Genomic DNA, 24219 nt, shown 5'->3' with positions numbered 1-24219 from the left:
GAAGGATTTACCGCACCTAGGGCACTTCGGTGGCTTACGCCACTACGACCCCAACGGCACGATTCTCCTTCATTTTACTTTGTCAGCAATCTGAAGGCCGCCTAAGCGGCCTTTTTGCTATTTGGACTGCGCTGATATTAAGGTGCAGGGAAGGTAAAGCGGGTATGAATCTCTTCCAATGCATCCAATACTTCCTGACTCAACACCACATTTTGGCTATCAATATTACTTTTCAGTTGTTCCAGAGTGGTTGCGCCCAACAATGTGCTGGCAACAAAAGGTTGCTGGCGCACGAAAGCCAGTGCCATTTGCGCGGGATCCAGCCCATGATGTTTGGCTAGCGCCACATATTCAGCTATTGCTAACTGAGCTTGTGGCCCGGTATAGCGGGTGAATCGGCTGAATAAAGTATTACGCGCCCCAGCAGGTTGTGCGCCATTCAGGTATTTACCGCTCAGAGTGCCAAACGCCAAACTAGAATAAGCCAGCAGCTCCACACCTTCGTGTTGGCTTATCTCGGCTAAACCCACTTCAAAGCTGCGGTTAAGCAAACTGTAGGGGTTTTGAATCGACACGATACGCGGTAAATCATGTTTTTCAGCCAGTTGCAGATAACGCATCACACCCCAAGGTGTTTCATTCGACACGCCGATATAACGGATTTTACCGGCGCGCACCTGTTCGTTCAGGGCTTCCAGTGTCTCGAGCAAGGTGACAACCGCGGTTTGTTCACTGTAACGATAATTCAACTTACCAAAGCAGTTGGTTTCTCGCTGCGGCCAATGTAACTGATAGATATCAAGATAATCGGTATTGAGGCGTCGGAGGCTATCTTCCAACGCGACACGAATATTTTTCCGATCCAGCGCCATATTGGGGCGAATGGGTTTATCGCTCCCACGTGATGGCCCGGAGACTTTGCTGGCTAAAATGATTTTGTCTCGGCTACCGCGAGCTTTTATCCAGCTACCAATGTATTGCTCAGTTAACCCTTGGGTTTCTGGCTTTGGGGGGACCGGGTACATTTCTGCGGTATCAATCAAGTTAATACCGGCTGCAACGGCGTAATCCAGTTGAGCATGGGCATCGGCTTCACTGTTTTGTTCACCAAAAGTCATGGTGCCCAGACCCAGCAGGCTTACTTCTAATGAACTGTGGGGAATACGATGATATTGCATTGCCGACCTTCCTTTGTGTCTGAAGTTATCAGGCTAAGTCAAACCCGCCTTATCCGACTATAACTAAGCACTGCGGCAGGGGGAAGAGGACAAGGAGAAAGTGCAGAAAATAGTGGGAAACGGGGGCGACGAATCGCACCCCCGATATTTTTATTTCGTTGGCTTATTTTTCTTCCCGCGCATGAGATTAAGGGTTTCAACACCCATCGAGAAGAACATGGCGAAATAGATATAACCTTTCGGAATGTGAATCTGAAAACTTTCCAACATCAGGGTAAACCCGACCAGAATCAGGAAAGACAAGGCCAGCATTTTGACGGATGGGTGACGGTTAACAAACTCACCAATCGGCCGGGCGGCAAACATCATCACGCCCACGGCGATAACAACAGCAGCCATCATAATAAATAAATGGTCTGACAGCCCCACCGCGGTTATCACTGAGTCCAGGCTAAAGATGATATCCAACAGCATGATTTGCACGATAGCCGCAAAGAAAGAGCTGACATTGCTGCTGTGCTCTGTATCACTGCCCTCAATGGTTTCATGAATTTCTTTGCTAGCTTTCCAAATCAGGAATAAGCCACCCAGCAGCAAAATGAGATCTCGCATGGAAATGCTATGGCCGGCCACTGTAAACAACGGCTCCGTCAGGCGGATCACCCAAGCAATAGAAGCAAGTAATGCCAAACGCATTAACATTGCTCCGGCCAAACCAATTCGGCGAGCTTTGTTTTGCTGCGCTTTAGGTAATTTTGCGACCACTAAAGAAAGGAAAATAATATTGTCTATACCGAGAACGATCTCGAGGATAGTCAGTGTGCCTAGCGCCAACCAAGCATTTGGATCGGCAATCCATTCAAACATTGTGCCTTACACCTTACGGAAATTACGGAAACACAAAGATACAATTATATACCTTTCTTACATGAAGTTGCAGGGGGTTAGCTATGTTTACTCACCCGAATCACTGACTTGTCGTTGACCTTATATAAGTAAGCTCATCGGGATTAATGAGCCTCATCCTTGAGGCTCACCCTACGGCTAGCATAAATGCTGTTCAAATCGGTTCCCGACCGATTTGTTATTCACTTGCTGCCTACCTGCAACACCATGTTCTTTGGCTATTCTCGTTTATTCATTAAGCGGAATAATCAGATTCGTCTGTTAAAGCAAAAAGTGTCGGGCGAGCATCGGGCCGGTAAAGGTTTTTTTCAGGTAAAAACCACGAGGTAACGTCATGATAGGCTGCCCATGTTCGCCGATGGCTTCAGTCAATGCACGGCTGTTGGCCGCTTTCGGACGCAACTGCAATACTTCGCCATGACGAGCGGTGATGGTTTCCACTTTGCCCAAAACGATGAGATCCATTAACTCTTCCCAATCGCACCGCAGTAATTCTTCCTCTTCCTCATTAGGGCTCCACAATAAAGGCGCGCCCACACGGCGTTGCGCTAACGGAATTTGCCGCTCCCCTTCGACAGGCACCCACAACACGCGGGCGAGCTTGTGCCGCACGTGGCTGCTTTCCCAGGTGATACCGCTATTACCGGTCAGTGGGGCGACGCAGACGAAAGTGGTCTCCAGCGGCTTGCCTTGGGCATTGATAGGAATGGTTTTCAGCTCGATACCAATATCGGCAAAATCCTGTTCAGGTTTACTGCCCGCACTGGCCCCCAGATAGAATTCTAACAACATACCCACCCAGCCTTTGACGCGTTTTAAATCAGCTGGAATGTTCCAACCCGCTCTGATAGCCAATTCGCCGAGGGTAAAACCTGATAATGCCTCAGCACGTTGAAAAAGTTGATGTTCATCAGTGGGTGGTGCCGGGGGCAGTGAATAAACAGACATAGAGTGGAAACCTGCTAAAGTCGGTTAAAAAACAAGCTGAAATAAAAGTGACCGTAGATGTATTGTTATCCAGTCCAGCAGAAATGAATAATAGCATGATTTAACGGAAGTTTTCTTTCCATCCTTCCTGAAAATACTTTTATTTTGGCTATCTTGTACACCTGCTAACAGGAATAATGAACAGGATCTTACACCTATTTATCCACAGATTTATTGGATAACCCCAATAAATCATGATCACTGGTTCAATTTACAGCCTTGACGACAGGTTTATTTGCGAGTTTTGCTCTTTTTTGCACAACTTTGCCTCATTATCTGTGGATAAAAACTGCATTGATGGATCTTTAGCCAGCCTCAGATCTAAAGCGGATAAAGATCACATTTCTGGGGTATGTATACCTGTGGGAAACCTGTTATTTCATTGAAATTAATCACTTATTTTTTTGAATATTTTTAGCGTATAATTGCGTTAAAATGAGTTGTACCTGCTTTTCCCTAGAGTTCTGCACACCTATATCCACAGAAAAAGTGAATAAAATAGCGAGTGTAGACCCTAGGGTGTTTATAACTTTGCCAATATCTGTGAGTTATCCCAGAGTTATCAGGTTTCGCTGGCGGATAAGCAGTGGTTTACCGCCTGTTGCTAGTGTGAAACAATCAGAGCATCTTTGAGTTTTAAGCTTATCGAGGTAGTCCGGTGATCGATGATGATGGCTACCGCCCGAACGTGGGTATCGTAATTTGTAATCGGCAGGGAGAAGTGTTGTGGGCCAGACGTTACGGTCAGCACTCTTGGCAGTTTCCTCAAGGCGGGATAAATCCCGGTGAAACACCAGAGCAGGCAATGTATCGTGAACTTTTTGAAGAGGTAGGACTTAACAAAAAGGATGTCCGAATTCTGGCTTCAACCCGTAACTGGTTACGTTACAAATTACCAAAACGTTTGGTGCGTTGGGATACAAAGCCGGTGTGCATCGGCCAAAAACAGCGATGGTTTCTACTACAGTTAATGTGTAATGAAGCCGATATCAACATGCAGCGCAGCAGCACCCCGGAGTTTGATGGCTGGCGATGGGTCAGTTATTGGTATCCGGTGCGTCAGGTGGTGTCTTTTAAACGGGATGTTTATCGCCGCGTGATGAAAGAGTTTGCACCTACTGTAATGCCTGTGCAGGAGATTGCTCCGCCACGGGTACCGCCCGCTTATCGCCGTAAAAGAGGTTAAGTTAAGCCGATCATGCTCACGCGTTTGCGAGAAATAGTTGAGAAAGTGGCGATGGCAACCAGCCTAACGGATGCGTTAGAGCTGTTGGTCAATGAAACCTGTCTGGCGATGGACACGGAAGTTTGCTCGATTTATCTGGCAGACAATGACCGCCGTTGTTATTACCTAATGGCGACACGAGGTTTGAAAAAACCTCGTGGCCGCACTATTACGCTGGCCTTTGACGAAGGCATCGTCGGGCTGGTCGGGCGTCTGGCCGAGCCAATCAACCTGGCAGATGCTCAGAGCCACCCCAGTTTTAAATATGTTCCCCAAGTCAAAGAGGACCGCTTCCGGGCGTTTCTCGGGGTTCCTATTATTTATCGCCGTCAATTGCTCGGTGTGCTGGTGGTTCAGCAACGTGAGCATCGTCAGTTTGATGAGAGCGAAGAGTCGTTCATGGTCACGCTGGCAATGCAACTGGCGGGCATCCTTTCTCAATCTCAGCTAAATGCTATTTTTGGCCAATATCGCCAGACGCGGATCCGCGCACTCGCTGCGGCTCCGGGAGTCGCGGTAGCTGAGGGGTGGCAGGATACTTCGCAGCCTTCGCTGGATTTGGTTTATGAAGCCTCGACACTCGATACCGCCCAAGAACGCGAACGTCTAACCCAAGCGCTGGAAGAGGCTGCGGCTGAATTCCGCCGTTTCAGTAAGCGCTTTGCCGCCAGCTCACAAAAAGAGAGCGCGGCGATTTTCGATCTCTATTCCCACTTACTTAATGATGCCCGCCTAAAGCGCGAGCTTTTTGCTCAAATTGATGCCGGATCTGTGGCGGAATGGGCCGTTAAGCAAGTGGTCGAACAATTTGCTGCACAGTTTGCCAGCTTGCAAGACACTTATATGCGCGAGCGCGCCAGTGATCTGCGAGCATTAGGTCAGCGCTTGCTATTTCATCTCGACGACAGCACCTCTGGGGCCAGCCAGTGGCCTGAGCGTTTTATTCTGGTGGCTGATGAGCTAACCGCCACACTTCTGGCCGAAGTACCACAGGATCGCCTCGCCGGTGTTGTGGTGCGTGATGGCGCGGCTAACTCTCATGCCGCCATTTTAGTGCGCGCCATGGGGATCCCGACAGTCATGGGCGCGGATATTCAACCCGCGTTACTGAATCAGCGGTTACTGATTGTTGATGGTTATCGTGGCGAAGTGCTGGTTGATCCTGAGCCGGTGCTGGTCAAAGAGTATCAACGGCTGGTCACGGAAGAGATTGAACTTAGCAAACTGGCTGAAGATGAGGTTGAACAACCTGCCGCCCTGAGAAGTGGTGAGCGGGTTCAGGTGATGCTGAATGCGGGTCTTAGCCCGGAACATGAGCAACTACTGGGGGGACGAGTGGATGGCGTGGGCCTATATCGCACCGAAATCCCATTTATGCTGCAAAGCGGCTTCCCATCAGAGGAAGAGCAAGTGGCGCAGTATCAGGGCATGTTGCAGCTTTACCCGAACAAACCGGTAACACTCAGAACACTGGACATTGGTGCGGATAAACAGCTTCCTTACATGCCTATCAGTGAAGAGAACCCCTGTCTGGGCTGGCGCGGCATTCGTGTCACTCTCGATCAGCCCGAGATCTTTTTGATCCAAGTCAGAGCGATGCTTAGAGCCAATGCTGGAACCGGTAATCTGGGGATTTTATTGCCGATGATCACCAGTTTGGAAGAAGTCGACGAAGCAAAACGCCTGATTGATCGTGCGGGTCGTGAAGTTCAAGAACTTCTGGGCCATGAATTACCTCAGCCAAAACTGGGCGTGATGGTTGAAGTGCCAGCCATGATATTTATGCTGCCGTATCTGAAGTCGCGGGTCGATTTTATCTCGGTCGGCACCAACGACTTGACCCAATATTTGCTGGCGGTAGACCGCAATAATACCCGCGTGGCTTCACTGTATGACAGTTTACATCCCGCGATGCTACAGGTGCTTAGCCACATCTTGGCGCAGGCGACCCAATCTGGCCTGCAAGTGAGTTTGTGTGGTGAAATGGCCGGTGATCCGATGGGCGCTTTATTGCTGGTCGGGTTGGGTTATCGCAATCTCAGCATGAATGGCCGCAGTGTTGCGCGCATTAAATACCTGCTACGGAATATCGATTTAGTGGATGCGCAAGCTCTGGCCGAGCGGGTATTAAGCGCGCAAATGACCACTGATGTGCGTCATTTAACCGCGGCATTTATGGAGCGTAAAGGGCTAGGGGGCCTGATTCGCGGGGGTAAATAACTGTCGCGATGGTAAATAACTGTCGCGATGATAAATAGCATCGGCCGGGTTTACAGAACTTTTCTGTTTGGTGCAGCCCAGACCCCCCCAGCCCTATGCTATTATGCGCTACCTGTCGCCCTAACCGGGCAAGAACATTAATTTTCTCAAAATATGAGATATTTCGTGGTGATAGATGAGCAATAGCTATCTGGCGTTTCCTAAATTTGATCCGGTCATTTTCTCCATTGGCCCGGTTTCCCTGCATTGGTATGGCCTGATGTATTTGGTGGGCTTTGTCTTCGCGATGTGGTTGGCAGTCCGTCGGGCCAATAAACCGGGTAGTGGCTGGACTAAAGAAGAAGTCGAGAATCTACTTTACGCCGGTTTCCTCGGGGTGTTTGTTGGTGGCCGTGTCGGTTATGTTTTGTTCTATAACCTGCCGATGTTCCTCGATAATCCATTGTATCTGTTTAAGGTATGGGATGGCGGCATGTCATTCCACGGTGGTCTGATTGGTGTTATCTGTGTGATGCTGTGGTTTGCTCGCCGCACCAAACGCCATTTCTTCCAAGTTGCTGATTTTATGGCTCCATTGATTCCATTTGGTTTAGGTGCCGGCCGTTTGGGTAACTTTATCAATGGCGAGCTGTGGGGCCGAGTCACGACAGATACTCCATGGGCAATGCTGTTCCCGACCTCTCGGGGCGAAGATATTGCGATTGTTGCCGCCGACCCAGCTAAATGGCAGGCGATTTTCAATCAATACGGTGTATTGCCGCGCCACCCTTCGCAATTGTATGAAATGATTCTGGAAGGGGTGGTGCTGTTTATCATCCTGAACTTGTTTATCCGTAAGCCGCGCCCTATGGGCAGTGTTTCCGGCCTGTTCCTGATTGGTTATGGCGCGTTCCGTATTATTGTTGAATGTTTCCGCCAGCCAGATGCCCAGCTCGGCTTGTTCGACGGCGTGATCAGCATGGGGCAGATTCTTTCTGTGCCTATGATTCTGGCCGGTATCATTATGATGATTTGGGCGTATCGCCGTCCTGCGCAACAACTTTCGTGAGGTAACATGAAACAGTATCTGGATTTGATGAAAAAAGTGCTGGAAGAAGGCACTCCTAAAGATGACCGCACCGGTACCGGAACGGTGTCAATTTTTGGGCATCAGATGCGTTTCAATTTACAAGATGGTTTCCCACTGGTGACCACCAAGCGCTGCCATTTACGTTCCATCATCCATGAGCTGTTATGGTTCCTCAATGGCGATACCAATATTGCTTATCTGAAGGAAAATAATGTCTCAATCTGGGATGAATGGGCGGATGAAAACGGCGACCTTGGCCCGGTTTATGGTAAGCAATGGCGCGCTTGGGGCGCTGCTGATGGCCGCCAGATTGACCAATTGAGTAAAGTGGTGCAACAGCTCAAGCAAGACCCAAACTCCCGCCGAATCATTGTTTCTGCATGGAATGTCGGTGAATTGGATCAAATGGCTTTGGCGCCGTGCCATGCTTTCTTCCAGTTCTATGTGGCTGATGGCAAGCTGTCTTGCCAGCTATATCAACGTTCTTGCGATGTGTTCCTCGGCTTGCCATTTAACATCGCCAGCTACGCATTATTGGTGCATATGATGGCGCAACAATGTGATTTGGAAGTGGGTGATTTTGTCTGGACGGGTGGTGATACACACTTATACAGCAACCATATTGAACAGACACATCTGCAATTGAGCCGCGAACCACGGGCATTACCGAAACTGATTATCAAACGTAAACCTGATTCATTGTTTGACTATCGTTTCGAAGATTTTGAAATTGAAGGGTATGACCCTCACCCTGGCATTAAAGCGCCGATTGCTATTTAACTATCTCGCCTGCTGACCGGAGCTATTACGGCTCCGGTCAGGTTGATGTCAAATCTATCCTCTCCTCTCCATTACCATCATTCTCTCAATTACCATCATTCTCCCTGCTGTAAAAATGCGAGCTGTGCCGCACCCCTTTTTGTATCTCTGTCGCCACTAAAAAAATTTTGCGCACCTCTTCCAGCCTGAGTAAACAGCTACTGGATATCAAAATTTCACGACGTAAACTCACCTCATGAAAACCAATCTACGGCTCAATATACTGCGATGTATAAAAACAATTTTCTTAAAAAACAAAATGGTATCAGTCTTATTGAACTGCTATTGGTCATTGCCTTAGCCGGTATTATGGCCGTGTGGGGGACGCAAAATTGGCATCATTATCGGCAACGGGAGAGGCTCGCGGACAGTGCTCGCCAGTTACTTGCCTTTCTTACTCATTTACAGGCCAAAACTAATCGCAGTAACAGCACGGCATGGTTATGGATACAGCAAGAAGGTCAGGGGTGTTTAGGCAGTGGTGATAAGCCCGTGATGCCCTGTTCACCATTAGATAATTCAGTGTTTATTCCACCTTATCCCGATGTTTCTATTGCGATTCCTTTGAAGAAAAAAATGGGTTTCTTTGGTGTAAGAAATACAGCACAAGCAGGAAATATAATGCTCAATAATCCGGCTGGGCGTATTCGGCTAATTATCTCCAGCCGCGGGCGAATGAGGCTATGCAGCGATGAGCAATCAATATCGGGTATTCATTTATGCTAGCAATGATAAAAAAACCAGAGGTTGCTGTATCAGATTACTTTTTACATAAATGTATTACGGGGTTTACCCTGCCAGAAATGATGCTGGCGCTGAGTGTTGGTAGTTTGATTATTATGGCTGCTACCCAGACCTTCCCCCGTTTACACAAGCAAATAGCAACATTACAGCAGCACTATCATCTGGAGTTAGCGCTGAGCCAGACTATGGCTGCACTGGAAAAAGACCTGAGGCGGGCTGGATTTTGTCACGGTGAGTGTCAGGGCAACGCGATTGCTACACAACATTATCCAGGGGAAGTGGCAAACTCTTGCTTGATTGTTGCTTATGACCTCAACCGCAATGGTCGGTGGGAAGGGGAGAAACATCAGGAATCTGAATACTTTGGTTACCGGCTACGCAATAAAGCATTAGAAGGTCAGCGCGGCGAGCTGAATTGTTCTGGCAGTGGTTGGGAAAAACTGTTTGATCCACACAACATCACCATAACGCATTTTTCTGTTACGCCATTACCGCAGCAAGCTCCGGGCCAGGTTTATAGCGTGCAACTGGCGGGGCAAAACGCCAGGAACCCGGCAATATATCGGCAACTGAATTATACCATCCGTGGGAATAATTTATGAAATGTGACCATCAACGGGGAACAAGTACCTTGGCGGCTGTTGCTACCCTTTTTTCTCTGGGGCTATTTCTGTTATCAGCTTTACACCGGCAATTGGATAATATTCAGCATATTACAGCGGAGGAACAACACCATTTACGGGCCTTTAATCAGGCGGCGTCATCACTGAGTTGGGGGATGGGGCAGAGGTGGTTATTCAGTATGCCGTGGCTGGCCAGTTCAACATGGCATTGCAATGAGCACCTGCAATATGGCTTAAAAGCCTGTCTTAAACCAGCCTCGCTGCCCGGTTTTTTTATCCTCAAGGGGGAGAGTCAATCTTCCGAAACACTATCGCCGCTGATGCTTTATCAACGTGTCAAACTACACTCCAGTCAGGGGGCTAGAGGAGAACATCGGTTGGTTAAGGTTGCTCATGGTTGGTCAGATTTTTGCCCGGATAAGGATGCGAAATTTTGTCTTTAGCCAGATATCGCTATACCAAAAAGTTAGGGGGTTCCCATTCTCAACAAGGGTTTAGTCTCCCAGAGGCCTTAATTGCGGCACTTTTTTTCTCAGTCTCACTTCTGGGGTTACTGCAATACCATCAGGCACTTTTGCAGGGTTTTTCCTCTCTGTGGCAGCAACGTCAGGCATGGTCTTTGCTTAATCAACATATTGAAAGTAGCGGCGGCGAACCCACCAAAGCGCTTACCTTAGGAATGAAGCCTAACTGGCAATATCACCAGCTTATAAATCGAATTGATGGTGAGTGTACGGAGTTTACATTCATCCTAAAAATGCAATCTACACAGCAGGCAGAATTAAGTCGGTGGTTTTGCATTGTGAGTGAGGGCGGCTAACCGCGCAGCTATAAATATGATAATGAAGATAACCTATTGCACTCACTCATTATCAAGTTAGAGTATTAAACTTCAGGATTTATCCGCAAGTGGTGGTCAGTTGGTTTAATCATTTATGGATATTCTTCATAGAGTTTTAAGGGAGCCACCATGTTCACGGTTTATCATTCTAATCAATTGGATTTACTCAAAGCGCTAACGACTGCGCTGATAGAACGAGAACCGTTGGATAATCCTTTCCAGCAAGAAGTTGTGCTTGTTCAAAGCCCAGGTATGGCTCAATGGCTGCAAATGCAATTGGCTCAACAATTTAGTATTGCAGCCAATATTGAGTTTCCACTGCCCGCTACCTTTATCTGGGACATGTTTACCCGTGTGTTACCCGGCATCCCGAAAGAAAGCGCATTTAGCAAAGATGCAATGACATGGAAACTCATGTGGTTATTACCAGAATTACTGGAAAACCCGGTATTTTCTGCGATGAAACGCTATTTAAGTGACGATAGCGATAAACGTAAGATTCACCAACTGGCGGCACGAGTCGCCGACCTTTTTGACCAATATTTGGTGTATCGCCCAGAATGGCTGGAGAGTTGGGAACGAGGCCAACTGATTGATAATTTGGACGATGCTCAGCAGTGGCAAGCTTTACTGTGGGTCGAATTAACTCGCTATACTCGCCAGTTAGAACAACCTGAATGGCATCGCGCCAATCTCTATCAGCGTTTTATCCGCACACTTCTTGAATCAGACTTTTGCCCGGCAGGATTGCCCAAACGAGTATTTATTTGCGGCATATCTGCATTACCCCCAATCTATTTACAAGCTTTGCAAGCTCTGGGTAAACACATTGATATTCACTTGATGTTTACTAATCCATGCCGCTATTTTTGGGGAGATATTCAGGATTATACATTTTTAGCTAAATTACAAAGCCGCAAACGCAGGCATTACCGTGAATCGGCTGAAAGTGCGTCGATGGAAGTAAAACTCTTTCGTCGCCCTGAACAGGCCGAACAGCTATTTAATGATGATGGTGAGCAAAATCTTAGTAATCCGCTGTTAGCCTCATGGGGCCGGCTTGGTCGTGACCACATGTATTTATTATCTCAGGTTGATGAGATCCAAGAGGTTCATGCTTTTGTTGATATTGAGCCGGATAATCTCTTACATGGTATTCAGCATGACATGCTGGAGCTGGAAGACCACGCTATTATTGGCATCACTCCAGAAACCTTAGCTCATAGTCACCAAAAGCGTGTTTTGGAACTCACGGACCGCTCCCTTAGCTTGCATGTGTGCCACAGCCCGCAACGCGAAGTGGAAGTTTTACAAGATAACTTGCTGAAATTACTGGAGGACTCACCGGAGCTGACTCCGCGCGACATTATTGTGATGGTCGCGGATATTGACAGCTACACTCCTTATATTCAGGCGACATTTGGTAATGCTACCGGGGAGCGTTATTTACCTTTCGCCATTTCAGACCGTAAGGCTAGCCAGGCTCATCCCGCACTTCAGGCTTTTATTACTCTGCTTGATTTACCCCAGAGTCGTTTTACTTCTGAGCAGGTATTAGCACTGCTGGAAGTGCCCGCTTTAGCCAATAAATTTGGTATTAGCGAAGATGGATTGCGCCGTTTGCGGCAATGGGTTGGCGAGTCTGGTATCCGTTGGGGATTAGATGATGACAATGTGCGCGAATTATCTCTGCCCGCCACCGGCCAACATACCTGGCATTTTGGCATAACCCGCATGCTACTTGGCTATGCTATGGATAGCGCCGCCGGTGATTGGCAAGGGGTTCTGCCCTATGATGAGTCCAGTGGTCTGGCTGCTGAACTTGCCGGACAATTAGCTGAAATGTTGATGCAATTGAGCCAGTGGCGGCAGCAATTAAGAGAATCCCGTTCACTCAGTGAATGGCTGCCATTGTGTCGCCAATTATTAGATACTTTCTTTGAACCCGATAACGATACGGAAGCAGTGCTGGTACTGATTGAACAGCAATGGCAGAAGGTCATCAGCTATGGCATTGCTGCCCAATATCCGGATATCGTGCCACTGAGTCTTCTACGGGATGAACTGGCTTCGCGCCTGGATAATGAGCGCATTAGTCAGCGTTTTCTCGCAGGGCCTATCAATTTCTGTACGCTAATGCCTATGCGCTCCATCCCGTTTAAAGTGGTGTGTTTATTGGGAATGAATGATGGTGTTTATCCACGAACCTTACCGCCGTTGGGCTTTGACTTAATGGCTAAACAGGTTCGCCGTGGTGACCGCAGCCGCCGTGATGATGACCGCTACCTATTCCTGGAGGCATTACTCTCTGCCCAGCAACAGCTTTATATCAGTTATATCGGGCGCTCGATTCAAGACAACAGTAAACGCTATCCTTCGGTGCTGGTTAGTGAGTTGATTGAATACATTTCGCAAAGTTATCACTTACCTGGTGATGAAGAACTCAGTGCTGATGACAGTGCCAAACGGGTTATTGAACATTTGCTATGTTGGCATCCACGTATGCCGTTTTCAGCAGAAAACTTTATTCAAAACAGTGAGCTACAGAGTTACGCCGCTGAATGGCTGCCTTCTGCGGAATCCAAGGGACTGGCACACCCAGAATTTAATCAACCTTTACCACCCGAACCTTTGCCTGAAATCACTCTTGATGAATTAATCCGTTTCTATCGCCATCCTGTGAGGGCATTTTTCCAACGTCGGCTGGGGGTAAATTTCGTTATTGAAGAAACGGAGTTACCGGATGAAGAACCTTTTACCTTAGATAACCTCAACCGCTATCAGTTTAATACTCAACTACTGAATGCGCTGATAGAAGAAAGTGATATTAATACAGTATTCAGTCGTGCCCGTGCGGCGGGTAACCTTCCTTATGGTTCTTTCGGCGAGCTTTACTGGGAAAGTCAGCAAGAGGAAATGGTGCCATTAGCTGAACAAATTCGTGCTGAACGTAAAGAGAGCCACAGTATTGAGCTGAATATTGAGTTTGGAGATACCACGCTAACAGGATGGATTCATCAGATTCAGGAGGACGGCTTAATTCGTTGGCGGCCAGCGGCATTAACTGCGGTCGATGGGCTTTTGTTGTGGGTTGAGCATTTGGTGTATTGCGTCGCCGGCGGTGAGGGTGAAAGCAGAATGTATGGACGTAAAGGAACGGCATGGCGTTATGCCCCATTGGATTGTGACGAAGCACGGCAATATTTACAGCAGCTAATTAGTGGCTATCAGCAAGGTATGTGCGAACCTTTATTATTGTTGAGTAAAAGTGGCTGGGCTTGGTTGAGTCAGTGTTTTGATAGCGAATCTGGTCAAATTTTGTGGGATGAAGAAACACAAACCAAAGCTCGAATGAAACTTTTACAGGTTTGGCAAGGTGACCAACGGATTGCCGGGGAAGGTGAGGATAACTATATACAAAGAGTATTCCGCCTGATGGATAATCAACATCTCGATATGATATTACACGAAACTGAACGTTATTTATTACCAATAGCCCGCCATAATAAGGCGTGATAGCTGCACATGACTAAACAAGATTTTCATACATATTGTATACAAGAAGCCGGATACACGTTTTAGCGGCAACTTTAAGGGGTTAGGGGAGAAACGGAATGCATAAACAGTTTGCCCGCATTATTGGCATATTTTTCTTATTAGGTTTGCTGGCCCCACTGAGTTGGGCTGACACTCCTGCATGGCAACCACTGGCAGAAGCTATTCATAAAAGTGAACACGACCTGCGCAAATATCAGGCAATAAAATTGCCTAATGGTATGACCGTGTTGTTGGTTTCTGATGAGCAAGCACCCAAATCCTTAGCTGCCTTGGCATTGCCTGTTGGATCTTTGGAAGACCCTAATAATCAATTGGGATTAGCTCATTATTTAGAACATATGTTATTGATGGGCTCTAAACGTTTCCCTGAACCCGGCAGTTTCTCTGAATTCTTGAAAAAGCATGGTGGTAGCCATAACGCTAGCACGGCTTCTTATCGAACCGCTTATTATCTTGAAATTGAAAATGATGCATTGGCCTCGGCGGTTGACCGTTTGGCTGATGCAATTGCTGAGCCGCTGTTAGACCCCATTAATGCCGACCGTGAACGTAATGCGGTAAATGCTGAATTGACGATGGCCCGCTCCCGCGATGGTATGCGTATGGCGCAAGTGAATGCGGAAACCTTAAACCCGGCTCACCCCAGTGCGCGTTTTTCCGGCGGAAATCTGGACACACTGAAAGATAAACCTGACGGAAAATTACATGATGAGCTACTGAGTTTCTATCACCATTATTACTCAGCTAACCTGATGGTGGGCGTGCTGTATAGCAATCAGTCCTTAGAAAAGTTGGCACAATTAGCCGCTGATACCTTTGGTCGAATCCCTAATCGGGACGCAAAAGTACCCGCGATTACAGTACCTGCGGTCACTCCGGATCAAACCGGCATTATTATTCATTATGTTCCAGCCCAACCTCGCAAGCAGCTAAAAGTAGAATTCCGCATTGAGAATAATAGTGCAGAATTCCGCAGTAAAACAGATACCTACATTAGTTATTTGATAGGAAATCGTAGCAAAGATACTTTGTCTGACTGGTTGCAAAAACAAGGGTTGGCTGATGCCATCAATGCCGGGGCTGACCCGATGGTGGATAGAAATGGTGGTGTATTCTCTATTTCTGTATCACTTACCGATAAAGGTCTGGCAAACCGTGATGTCGTGGTGGCCGCTATTTTTGATTACATCAACATGCTACACAAAGACGGCATTAAAAAGAGCTATTTCGATGAAATTGCTCATGTATTGAATTTGGATTTCCGCTACCCTTCAATCACTCGGGATATGGATTACATCGAGTGGCTGGTAGATATGATGTTGCGGGTACCTGTTGCACATGTACTGGATGCACCTTATCTGGCTGATCACTATGATCCGAAAGCCATTGCTGCGCGACTGGCTGAGATGACACCGGAAAATGCGCGTATTTGGTTTGTCAGCCCAGAAGAACCCCACAATAAAGTCGCCTATTTTGTTGATGCCCCTTATCAGGTCAATAAAATCAGCCCACAAGAGATGCAAGAATGGCAAAAGTTGGGGAAAGACATCACGCTGAGTTTACCAGCACTTAACCCCTATATTCCGGATGATTTCTCTTTAATCAAAGCTGATAAAAATATCACCCGACCACAGCAAGTGGCAGAGCAACCGGGACTGCGGGTGTTCTATATGCCAAGTCAGTATTTTGCTGACGAACCGAAAGCCGATATCTCTGTTGCTTTCCGTAACCCACATGCTCTGGATACTGCTCGTCATCAGGTTCTTTTTGCTTTGACTGATTACCTGGCAGGACTATCACTTGATGAGCTGAGTTATCAGGCCTCAATCGGTGGGATTAGCTTCTCTACTACGCCGAATAATGGTTTGTATGTCAGTGCGAATGGCTTCACACAGCGGATGCCGCAGTTGCTGACTTCTTTGGTGGAGGGTTACTCCAGTTTCACTCCGACAAAAGATCAATTGGCACAGGCTAAGTCTTGGTATCGTGAACAACTGGAAGTTGCCGAGAAAGGCAAAGCTTATGAGTTGGCAATTCAGCCAGCCAAGTTACTGTCTAATGTTCCTTATTCAGAACGTAGCGAGCGGCGTAAGTTACTAGACACCATCAGTGTGCAAGATGTCATAACCTATCGCGATGATTTGCTCAAACAGTCTGCGGTAGAAGTATTGGCGGTGGGTAATATGACAGCCCAGCAGGTAACTTCCTTGGCCGAGTCATTGAAAAAACAACTCAATTTGACTGGGACAATCTGGTGGACTGGTGAGGATGTTATTGTTGATAAAGCTCAGCTTGCCAACATGGAACGGATTAGCAGTAGCTCAGATGCGGCGCTGGCTGCCGTCTATGTGCCGACCGGCTATACAGAAATTGAGGGCATGGCGCGCAGTGCTTTGCTGGGGCAGATTGTTCAACCGTGGTTCTATGACCAGCTTCGTACAGCAGAGCAACTCGGCTACGCGGTATTTGCCTTCCCAATGTCAGTTGGGCGTCAATGGGGCTTAGGTTTCTTACTGCAAAGTAATAGCAAACAGCCTGATTATCTTTACCAGCGCTATCTTGCGTTCTATCCGCAAGCTGAGAAGCGGTTGCGTGAAATGAAACCGGCTGATTTTGAACAATACAAACAGGCACTTATTAACCAATTACTGCAACGTCCACAAACGCTGGATGAAGAAGCCAGCCGTTATAGTAATGATTTTAATCGCAATAATTTTGCCTTTGATAGCCGCGAGAAAATGATTACTCAAGTGAAGCAGCTGACAAACCCTGCATTGGCGGATTTCTTCCAGCAAGCTGTTATTAAACCACAAGGTTTGGCGCTGCTTTCTCAGGTTAAAGGCCAAGGGCAAACTGAGGGAGGATATGCGGTGCTTAAAGGATGGACGACCTACCCAACAACTTCAGCCTTGCAAGCAACCTTGCCGCAGAAGGTATTGGCTCCATGACATCAATGACTCCTCAGCGGCTGGAACCGCTAACGCTACCCTTGTATGGCGAGAGGCTAATTGAGGCCTCAGCCGGTACAGGTAAGACTTTTACCATTGGGGTTCTTTATCTCAGATTGCTGCTTGGATTAGGTGGAGAGGCGGCGTTTCGTCGCCCTCTCATGGTCGAAGAGATCTTGGTAGTGACCTTTACCGAGGCGGCAACTGAAGAATTGAGAGGGCGAATTCGTGACAATATCCATGAGTTGCGTATCGCCTGCGTACGGGGAGTCAGCTATGACCCAATGCATCAGGCTTTATTAGCTGAAATCATTGATCTGAGTGAGGCCGCAGCACAATTGCTGGCGGCTGAGCGCCAGATGGATGAAGCCGCAATTTATACTATTCACGGTTTTTGTCAGCGTATGTTGGCTAACAATGCTTTTGAATCTGGCATCTTATTTGAGCAAACTTTGGTGCAGGATGAACTGCCATTACGCCGGCAAGCTTGCGCCGATTTCTGGCGGCGTCATTGTTATCCGCTGCCTCTGGCTATCGCCAGGGCGGTTAGTCAAGAGTGGAGCGGGCCAGAGGCCTTACTCAAGGATCTTTCTGCTTATTTACAGGGGGAAACGCCAAAATTTCGGCAAGCCCCTGGTGATGATGAAACGATACTCAGTCGACATCAGCAGATAGTGGAACAAATTGATGCAGTCAAAGCACAATGGCGCGCAGTGGCCCCGGAGTTAGAGGCGCTGATTAGCGGATCTGGTGTCGATAAACGCAGTTACAGTGCCCGATATTTACCTAACTGGTTGGAAAAGGTTGGTATCTGGGCGGAACAAGAAACCGGCGATTACCAGTTACCTAAAGAGTTAGAGAAATTTCGGCAGTCAGTATTATTTGAAAAAACCAAAAAAGGGGAAGCTCCTCAGCACGATATATTCAATGCTATAGACCGTATATTCGAGCAACCTCTGACACTCAGAGATCTGATTTTAGCCAGAGCGATCAGTGAAATACGAGCCTCTGTACAGCAAGAGAAACGGCAGCGGGCAGAATTAGGTTTTGATGACCTGCTCAGTAAATTGGATGCAGCATTGCAGCAACCGGGCGGAGAATTGTTGGCTCAATCTATTCGCATTCGTTATCCCGTCGCAATGATTGATGAGTTTCAAGATACTGACCCACAGCAATACCGTATTTTCCACACACTTTATGGTGGGCAAGGAGAGTGCGGCCTATTGTTGATTGGGGATCCTAAACAAGCTATTTATGCTTTCCGTGGTGCTGATATTTTCACTTATATTCGGGCTCGCTCGGAAGTAAGTGCACACTACACACTAGAGACTAACTGGCGCTCATCTTTCCCGATGGTGCAATCAGTCAATCGGCTTTTTAGTTTGGTCGACATTCCTTTTTTGTTTAAGCAAATTCCCTTTATAAATGTGGCTCCCGCGCAAAAAAATAAACAGTTATCATTTGAAATAAAAGGGAAAAAACAGCCAGCGATGTCTTTCTGGTTGCAGCCGGGCGAGGGCGTTGGGGTTAGTGAGTACCAACAACTAATGGCGCGGCAGTGTGCTGCCCAAATCCGTGACTGGCTCACCTCGGGCCAGCAGGGATTAGCTCAATTAGTGACGGCCACAAGCTCAAGACCGGTTCAGGCATCAGATATCACGATATTAGTGCGTAGCCGGGCAGAGGCGGCATTAGTGCGCGATGCTTTGAGTGCATTGGCTATCCCATCTGTTTATTTATCTAATCGTGACAGCGTATTTGATACTGCAGAGGCCAAAGATCTACTGTGGCTATTGCAGGCCGTTCTGGCTCCTGAACAGGAACGGGCATTACGCAGTGCCATGGCGACAGGTATGCTGGGGCTAGATGCACAAATGCTGGATGGATTGAACCATGATGAGCGGGCTTGGGATGCTTTGGTTGATGAGTTCGATGGCTACCGCCAACATTGGCAGCGCCGTGGCGTGCTCCCGATGCTACGGGAGATTATGGCTCATCGCCATTTAGCTGAAAACTTGTTAGCAACTCAGGGCGGTGAACGGCGGCTGACAGATTTGCTGCATTTGGGAGAGTTATTACAAGAAGCCGCATCGCAGCTTGATAGTGAGCACGCACTAATCCGTTGGTTGGCACAACAAATAGCCCAGCCGAATCATCAGTCTGATAACCAACAATTACGTTTGGAAAGTGATCGTCATTTGGTGCGGGTGATAACTATCCATAAATCGAAAGGGCTGGAATACCCGCTGGTATGGTTACCTTTTGTGGGTAATTTCCGCCAACAGCAAGACGTTCTTTACCATGATCGTCACAGTTTTGAGGCCTTACTTGACCTGAACGCCGATGAAGAGAGTCAGGCTTTGGCAGAGGAAGAGCGGCTGGCAGAAGACTTACGGTTATTATATGTCGCACTCACCCGTGCGGTTTATCATTGCAGCATAGGTATTGCTCCGCTGATTAAAGGCGGGCGAAAAAAACAGGGTGAAAGTGACATGCATCTCAGCGCGCTAGGCTATTTGGTGCAACAAGGCCATGCGGGAGATGCGCAGTATCTTGCTGACAAACTCGCAGAGTTAGCAACCCTAGCCGGTGGGGATATTTCTGTTTCGCAAGCTGGGCAACTGGACGAAACGCCTTGGCATCCACTGCGGGAAGAGTTACCAGCCCTTGCTGCCCGTCAGTTTAGCCGTCAAATACACGATTTTTGGCGAGTCACCAGCTATTCCGGTCTACAGCAGCATGGTTCGAGTAAAAGTGGGGTATCACCAGCACTGAATGTGCCATTACAGGAGTTATTACCACGGCTGGACACTGACGCCGTTGGTGAGCAAGCATCAACTAGCGAGAGCCAGTTAACCCCTCATACTTTCCCTCGCGGCGCGGCCCCTGGGACTTTTCTGCATGATTTACTCGAACCCTTGGATTTTAGCCAGCCTATTGAGCAAGACGGGTTGACGGAGCAACTTCAGCAACAAGGTTTTGGCGAGCAGTGGTCACCTATGCTGTATCAGTGGCTAAATGACATTGTACAAACTCCTCTGAATGAAACCGGCGTGACATTGGCGGGATTGACCCCACAGAGTAAGCAGGCCGAGTTGCAATTTTATTTGCCGATAGATGCGCTGTTGCAAGCCCGAGAGTTAGATACCTTAATCAAGCAGTATGACCCACTTTCCCGTCAATGCCCTGCGTTGGATTTTCAGCAAGTCCGAGGGATGCTCAAAGGATTTATTGACCTGGTTTTCTGTTGGCAGGGGAAATATTACTTGTTGGATTATAAGTCTAACTGGTTGGGGGAAGACAGCAGCGCTTATACCAATGAGGCGATGGCCCAAGCAATGGCAGAGCATCGCTATGACTTGCAATATCAGCTTTATACCTTGGCATTACATCGCTATTTACGTCATCGGCTGGGTAATTATGACTATCAGCGCGACTTTGGTGGTGTCATTTATCTCTTCCTGCGCGGCATTGATAGCCAACATCCTGGAAATGGTATTTTTAGTTGCCGCCCTGAATGGGCGCTGATCGAAAAAATGGACTGTTTATTCAGTGGTCGTGAGGTAGAGCCGTACATTAGTGATAAAAGTGGAATTGTTATAACCGGTGAGGGCACATCAATATGATGACGTTACTGGAGCAGGCGGTTCGTGACCACTTACTACGTCCGCTGGATGTTCAGTTCTCACGAATGATAGCCGGTGATAATGACCCCATGATGCAATTGGCAGCGGCTGTTCTCAGTGCTGAAGCTGGTGCTGGGCATGTATGTCTGCCACTCAATTATTTGCAGCCAGAAAAGCTATTTGGCGGGCGACAGCCAGCGCTAGCGCTAGCGCTGTGGCAGGTAATTGGTGCACCGGATCAATTACAGTGGATGCAAACACTCAATAACTCTCCAGCAGTAAGTGATGGCACACAGCCCACACCATTAGTTTTGCAAAATGACCGTTTGTATCTACAACGGATGTGGCAATACGAAGGGGATGTGGTGCGTTTTATGGCCAGCGACAATACGGCGTCGCTTATCAAGGAAGACAGTGACGGCAACGAAGCTAGAGACGTCAACGAAACATTATTAAGAGAGACGCTCGATCGCCTATTTGGGCCAGCAGGCACTGAGGTCGACTGGCAAAAGTTGGCTGCTGCTGTTGCAGCTACCCGCCGTATCTCCGTCATTTCCGGTGGCCCAGGGACAGGTAAAACGACCACCGTTGCCAAATTATTGACTGCGCTGATACAACTTAGCCAAGGGCAACGATTGCGTATTCAACTTGCCGCACCCACCGGTAAAGCGGCTGCGCGCTTGACGGAATCACTGGGCAAAGCCATTCGCCAACTCTCACTGACTGACGATGAACGCAAGTTATTCCCCGACCAGGCATCCACATTGCACCGTTTGTTGGGCGCGCAACCTAATAGTCAGCGCCTACGTTATCACCGTGGTAACCCCCTAAACCTTGATGTGTTGGTGGTCGATGAAGCATCAATGGTGGATTTGCCTATGATGGCGCGGCTAATTGCAGCATTGCCAGCCAAAGCCCAGGTGATTTTTCTCGGTGACCGTGATCAATTGGCTTCGGTAGAAGCAGGGGCCGTGCTGGGTGATATATGCCGCTTTGCTGAGTTGGGTTACAGTGGATCACGAGCAGAGCAGCTAACTCGCTTAACAGGATGCATATTGGTGGGAAACATCCCGATTGGTGATGTGCAGACAGATACAGTCAATGTCCGTGATAGCTTGTGTTTACTGCGTAAAAGCTACCGCTTCGATGAGAAATCGGGGATTGGACAGCTTGCTTTAGCAGTTAATGCCGGAAAGTATCGGGATGCATTATCTGTTCTAAATGGCACATATTCCGATATTGAAAATTTCTCTCTGGCAGATTCAGATGATTATCAGGTATTGCTGGAAGACTGTGTTGCGGGCTATCAGCACTATCTTGAACTGGCCGCCGCAGGTGCTCATGCGGTTGAGGTGCTGGCTGCATTTGGGCGCTATCAACTACTGTGTGCATTACGGTCTGGGCCATTTGGTGTCAGTGGCTTAAATGAGCGCATTGAGCAGCTACTGCACCGCAAGCGGTTAATTGAGCGAGCACCAGGGCCGTCGGGGCGTTGGTATGTTGGCAGGCCGGTGATGATAGGGCTGAATGACAGTGCGCTGGGTTTATTCAACGGCGATATTGGCATTGCTTTGTATGATAGTGAGGGGGAGCTACGGGTACATTTCCAATTGCCAGACGGCAATATAAAATCTGTGCAGCCGAGCCGTCTTCCCAGCCATGAAACCGCTTATGCTATGACGGTACATAAATCTCAAGGTTCGGAATTTGAACATACGGCATTGGTTTTACCCAATACGTTCATGCCAGTGTTAACTCGCGAATTGGTCTATACCGCCATTACCCGTGCCCGTCAGCGTTTGACATTGTATTGCAGTGATACAGTATTGAGCCACGCGATCCGGACACCTACGCTTCGTGTTAGCGGATTGGTAGAACGTCTGAATCAATTGACCTGAAAATATTGAAGGGGCGAATGCCCCTTCAGATTACAAATCTGCCAGCAGAATTTTTGAGCGGCGTTGATAGTTATACAATTCTTGCTTCTGAATCGGTAACACATCAACTTCGGCGGGAGTAAAACCGCGCTCTTGGAACCAGTGAATACTGCGGGTAGTCAATACAAACAGCTTTTTAAGGCCCATTTGCCGCGCTTGATTGGCCACCCGTTTTAACAGCATTTCCCCTCGGGATGAACTGCGATAATCCGGATGTACCGCGACACAGGCCATTTCACCGATTTGTTCTTCGGGGAAAGGATAAAGCGCGGCGCAAGCAATGGTCAAATTATCCCGCTCGATAATGGTGAACTTGTCTATCTCCATTTCAAGCTGCTCACGTGAACGGCGCACCAAAATACCTTGTTGCTCCAGCGGGCGAATCAGCTCCAATATGCCGCCAATATCATTAATGGTTGCGCGACGAACTTGTTCCGCACTCTCCATCACAATCTGGGTACCGATACCATCACGGGAGAACAGTTCTTGCACCAGCGCCCCATCTTCCTGATAACTCAGTAAATGGCTGCGGCGTACCCCACTGCGGCAAGCTTTCACTGCCCCACGCAGAAAACGGACCGTCCCCGAGTTGTAATCACCCTCTTGCTCCAGATCTTCAATCCGTTTTTGCGCATCATTCGGGAACAGTTCTGAAATAATATTGCCTTCGTTATCTGTCACCCCTTGGGATGAGCAAAAACCAATCATTTTTTCAGCTTTCAGTTTGATAGCTAGCTGAGTCGCCACTTCTTCTGAGGTCAGATTAAAGCTCTCGCCGGTGACTGACACCGCAACTGGCCCCAGCAACACAATCGCGCCATTGTCTAATTGGCGATGAATTGCTTCTTCATCAATCCGGCGGATACGGCCACTGTGGCAATAATCTACACCATCATCTACACCCAAGGGCTGAGCAATAATAAAGTTGCCGCTGACCACATTGATATGCGCGCCTTGGAGCGGAGTATTATTCAAACTCATTGATAATCTTGCGGTGATATCTAATTGCAATAAACCCGCTGCCTGCTTGACCATTTCCAACGTCCGGGCATCAGTGACTCGGGTATGCTTGTGATAAATAGGTTCGTAGTGATGCTGTGCCAGATTGCTGTCGATTTGTGGACGAGCGCCATATACCACAACCAGCCTGATCCCAAGGCTATGCAATAAGCCTATATCGTTAACGATACTAGAAAAGTTTTCATGCTCAATCGCCTCGCCACCCAGCATGACAACAAATGTCTTGCCGCGGTGCGCATTGATATAGGGAACTGAGTGACGAAATCCCTGGACCAGTTCTGTACTACGTTCCTTCACGGCAGATCCTCTTTGAATTTTTATTCGGTATTTTTGTATTTTTATTCTTTTTTGACCAAGATGGCAAGCAAGAAATTGCTATTAAATGCATATGTATGGCGTATTTGTATTAATGAGTTGAATCACATAAAAATGTTTTTCTAATGACAGCATGGGATCGATTCGTTAAAGTTTTTCCTCGTGATTTTTTTTGTTCTATTTTTATTCATATTTTGGTCGTT

General features: G+C 47.8%; 16 protein-coding genes. 12 read left to right on the top strand and 4 right to left on the bottom strand.

The features are described from left to right. Positions 1-137 precede the first annotated feature (137 nt). The 3 genes from OP863_RS15380 to mutH form a co-directional block, all read right to left on the bottom strand. Positions 138-1178 carry an NADP(H)-dependent aldo-keto reductase gene (locus tag OP863_RS15380; protein ID WP_145589223.1) on the bottom strand — a complete coding sequence of 347 codons (1041 nt, stop codon included), beginning with the start codon at positions 1176-1178 and terminating at the stop codon, positions 138-140. 150 nt (positions 1179-1328) lie between these two features. Continuing rightward, complete coding sequence (locus tag OP863_RS15375; RefSeq protein WP_038631178.1) at positions 1329-2045, bottom strand: TerC family protein; 717 nt, start codon at positions 2043-2045, stop codon at positions 1329-1331. Between the two features lie 300 nt (positions 2046-2345). Then, a complete protein-coding gene (gene mutH / locus OP863_RS15370; RefSeq protein ID WP_038631180.1) occupies positions 2346-3032 on the bottom strand; it encodes a DNA mismatch repair endonuclease MutH in 687 nt (228 codons plus the stop codon). A gap of 697 nt (positions 3033-3729) precedes the next feature. Here mutH and rppH point away from each other — a divergent pair. The 12 genes from rppH (at position 3730) to recD (ending at position 22642) form a co-directional block, all read left to right on the top strand. Continuing rightward, complete coding sequence (gene rppH / locus OP863_RS15365; RefSeq protein WP_005272897.1) at positions 3730-4257, top strand: RNA pyrophosphohydrolase; 528 nt, start codon at positions 3730-3732, stop codon at positions 4255-4257. A 12-nt stretch (positions 4258-4269) separates the two neighbouring features. Next, entirely contained in the window at positions 4270-6516 is a 2247-nt protein-coding gene (gene ptsP / locus OP863_RS15360) for a phosphoenolpyruvate--protein phosphotransferase (protein WP_038631183.1), read from the top strand. 175 nt (positions 6517-6691) lie between these two features. Continuing rightward, positions 6692-7564 carry a prolipoprotein diacylglyceryl transferase gene (gene lgt / locus OP863_RS15355; RefSeq protein WP_004391739.1) on the top strand — a complete coding sequence of 291 codons (873 nt, stop codon included), beginning with the start codon at positions 6692-6694 and terminating at the stop codon, positions 7562-7564. 6 nt (positions 7565-7570) lie between these two features. Next, complete coding sequence (thyA, locus tag OP863_RS15350) at positions 7571-8365, top strand: thymidylate synthase (protein WP_038631185.1); 795 nt, start codon at positions 7571-7573, stop codon at positions 8363-8365. Between the two features lie 267 nt (positions 8366-8632). Continuing rightward, complete coding sequence (locus OP863_RS15345) at positions 8633-9130, top strand: prepilin peptidase-dependent protein (protein WP_038631188.1); 498 nt, start codon at positions 8633-8635, stop codon at positions 9128-9130. A gap of 2 nt (positions 9131-9132) precedes the next feature. After that, positions 9133-9750, top strand: a complete 618-nt coding sequence (locus OP863_RS15340; protein WP_186378195.1) for a prepilin peptidase-dependent protein — start codon at positions 9133-9135, stop codon at positions 9748-9750. Next, positions 9747-10214, top strand: coding sequence for a YgdB family protein (locus OP863_RS15335; RefSeq protein ID WP_145586222.1), 468 nt, complete (start codon positions 9747-9749; stop codon positions 10212-10214). Before OP863_RS15340 ends, OP863_RS15335 begins: the two co-directional genes overlap by 4 nt. Beyond that, positions 10205-10591 (top strand): prepilin-type N-terminal cleavage/methylation domain-containing protein, encoded by a 387-nt coding sequence (locus OP863_RS15330; RefSeq protein WP_145590992.1) that lies wholly within the window; start codon positions 10205-10207, stop codon positions 10589-10591. Before OP863_RS15335 ends, OP863_RS15330 begins: the two co-directional genes overlap by 10 nt. Before the next feature lie 150 nt (positions 10592-10741). Continuing rightward, the gene (gene recC / locus OP863_RS15325) at positions 10742-14128 is read left to right on the top strand and encodes an exodeoxyribonuclease V subunit gamma (RefSeq protein WP_265525488.1); all 3387 of its coding nucleotides are present in this window, start codon (positions 10742-10744) and stop codon (positions 14126-14128) included. Positions 14129-14226: 98 nt separating this feature from the next. Then, positions 14227-17118: a pitrilysin gene (ptrA, locus tag OP863_RS15320; RefSeq protein ID WP_265525487.1), complete on the top strand. Its 2892-nt coding sequence runs from the start codon at positions 14227-14229 to the stop codon at positions 17116-17118. Next, a complete protein-coding gene (recB, locus tag OP863_RS15315) occupies positions 17115-20744 on the top strand; it encodes an exodeoxyribonuclease V subunit beta (protein WP_265526269.1) in 3630 nt (1209 codons plus the stop codon). The genes ptrA and recB overlap by 4 nt, the downstream gene beginning before the upstream one ends. Then, on the top strand, positions 20744-22642 hold the full coding sequence (gene recD, locus OP863_RS15310; RefSeq protein ID WP_373919174.1) for an exodeoxyribonuclease V subunit alpha: 1899 nt from the start codon (positions 20744-20746) through the stop codon (positions 22640-22642). Before recB ends, recD begins: the two co-directional genes overlap by 1 nt. A gap of 30 nt (positions 22643-22672) precedes the next feature. Here recD and argA read toward each other — a convergent pair whose 3' ends face one another. After that, entirely contained in the window at positions 22673-23998 is a 1326-nt protein-coding gene (gene argA, locus OP863_RS15305) for an amino-acid N-acetyltransferase (RefSeq protein WP_038631207.1), read from the bottom strand. Between the last annotated feature and the right edge of the window lie 221 nt (positions 23999-24219).

Source organism: Yersinia sp. SCPM-O-B-9106 (C-191) (assembly GCF_026183365.1).
Taxonomy (GTDB): domain Bacteria; phylum Pseudomonadota; class Gammaproteobacteria; order Enterobacterales; family Enterobacteriaceae; genus Yersinia; species Yersinia rochesterensis.
Note: the sequence above shows the minus strand (reverse complement) of the source record. Positions and strands in the feature narration are given on the sequence as shown.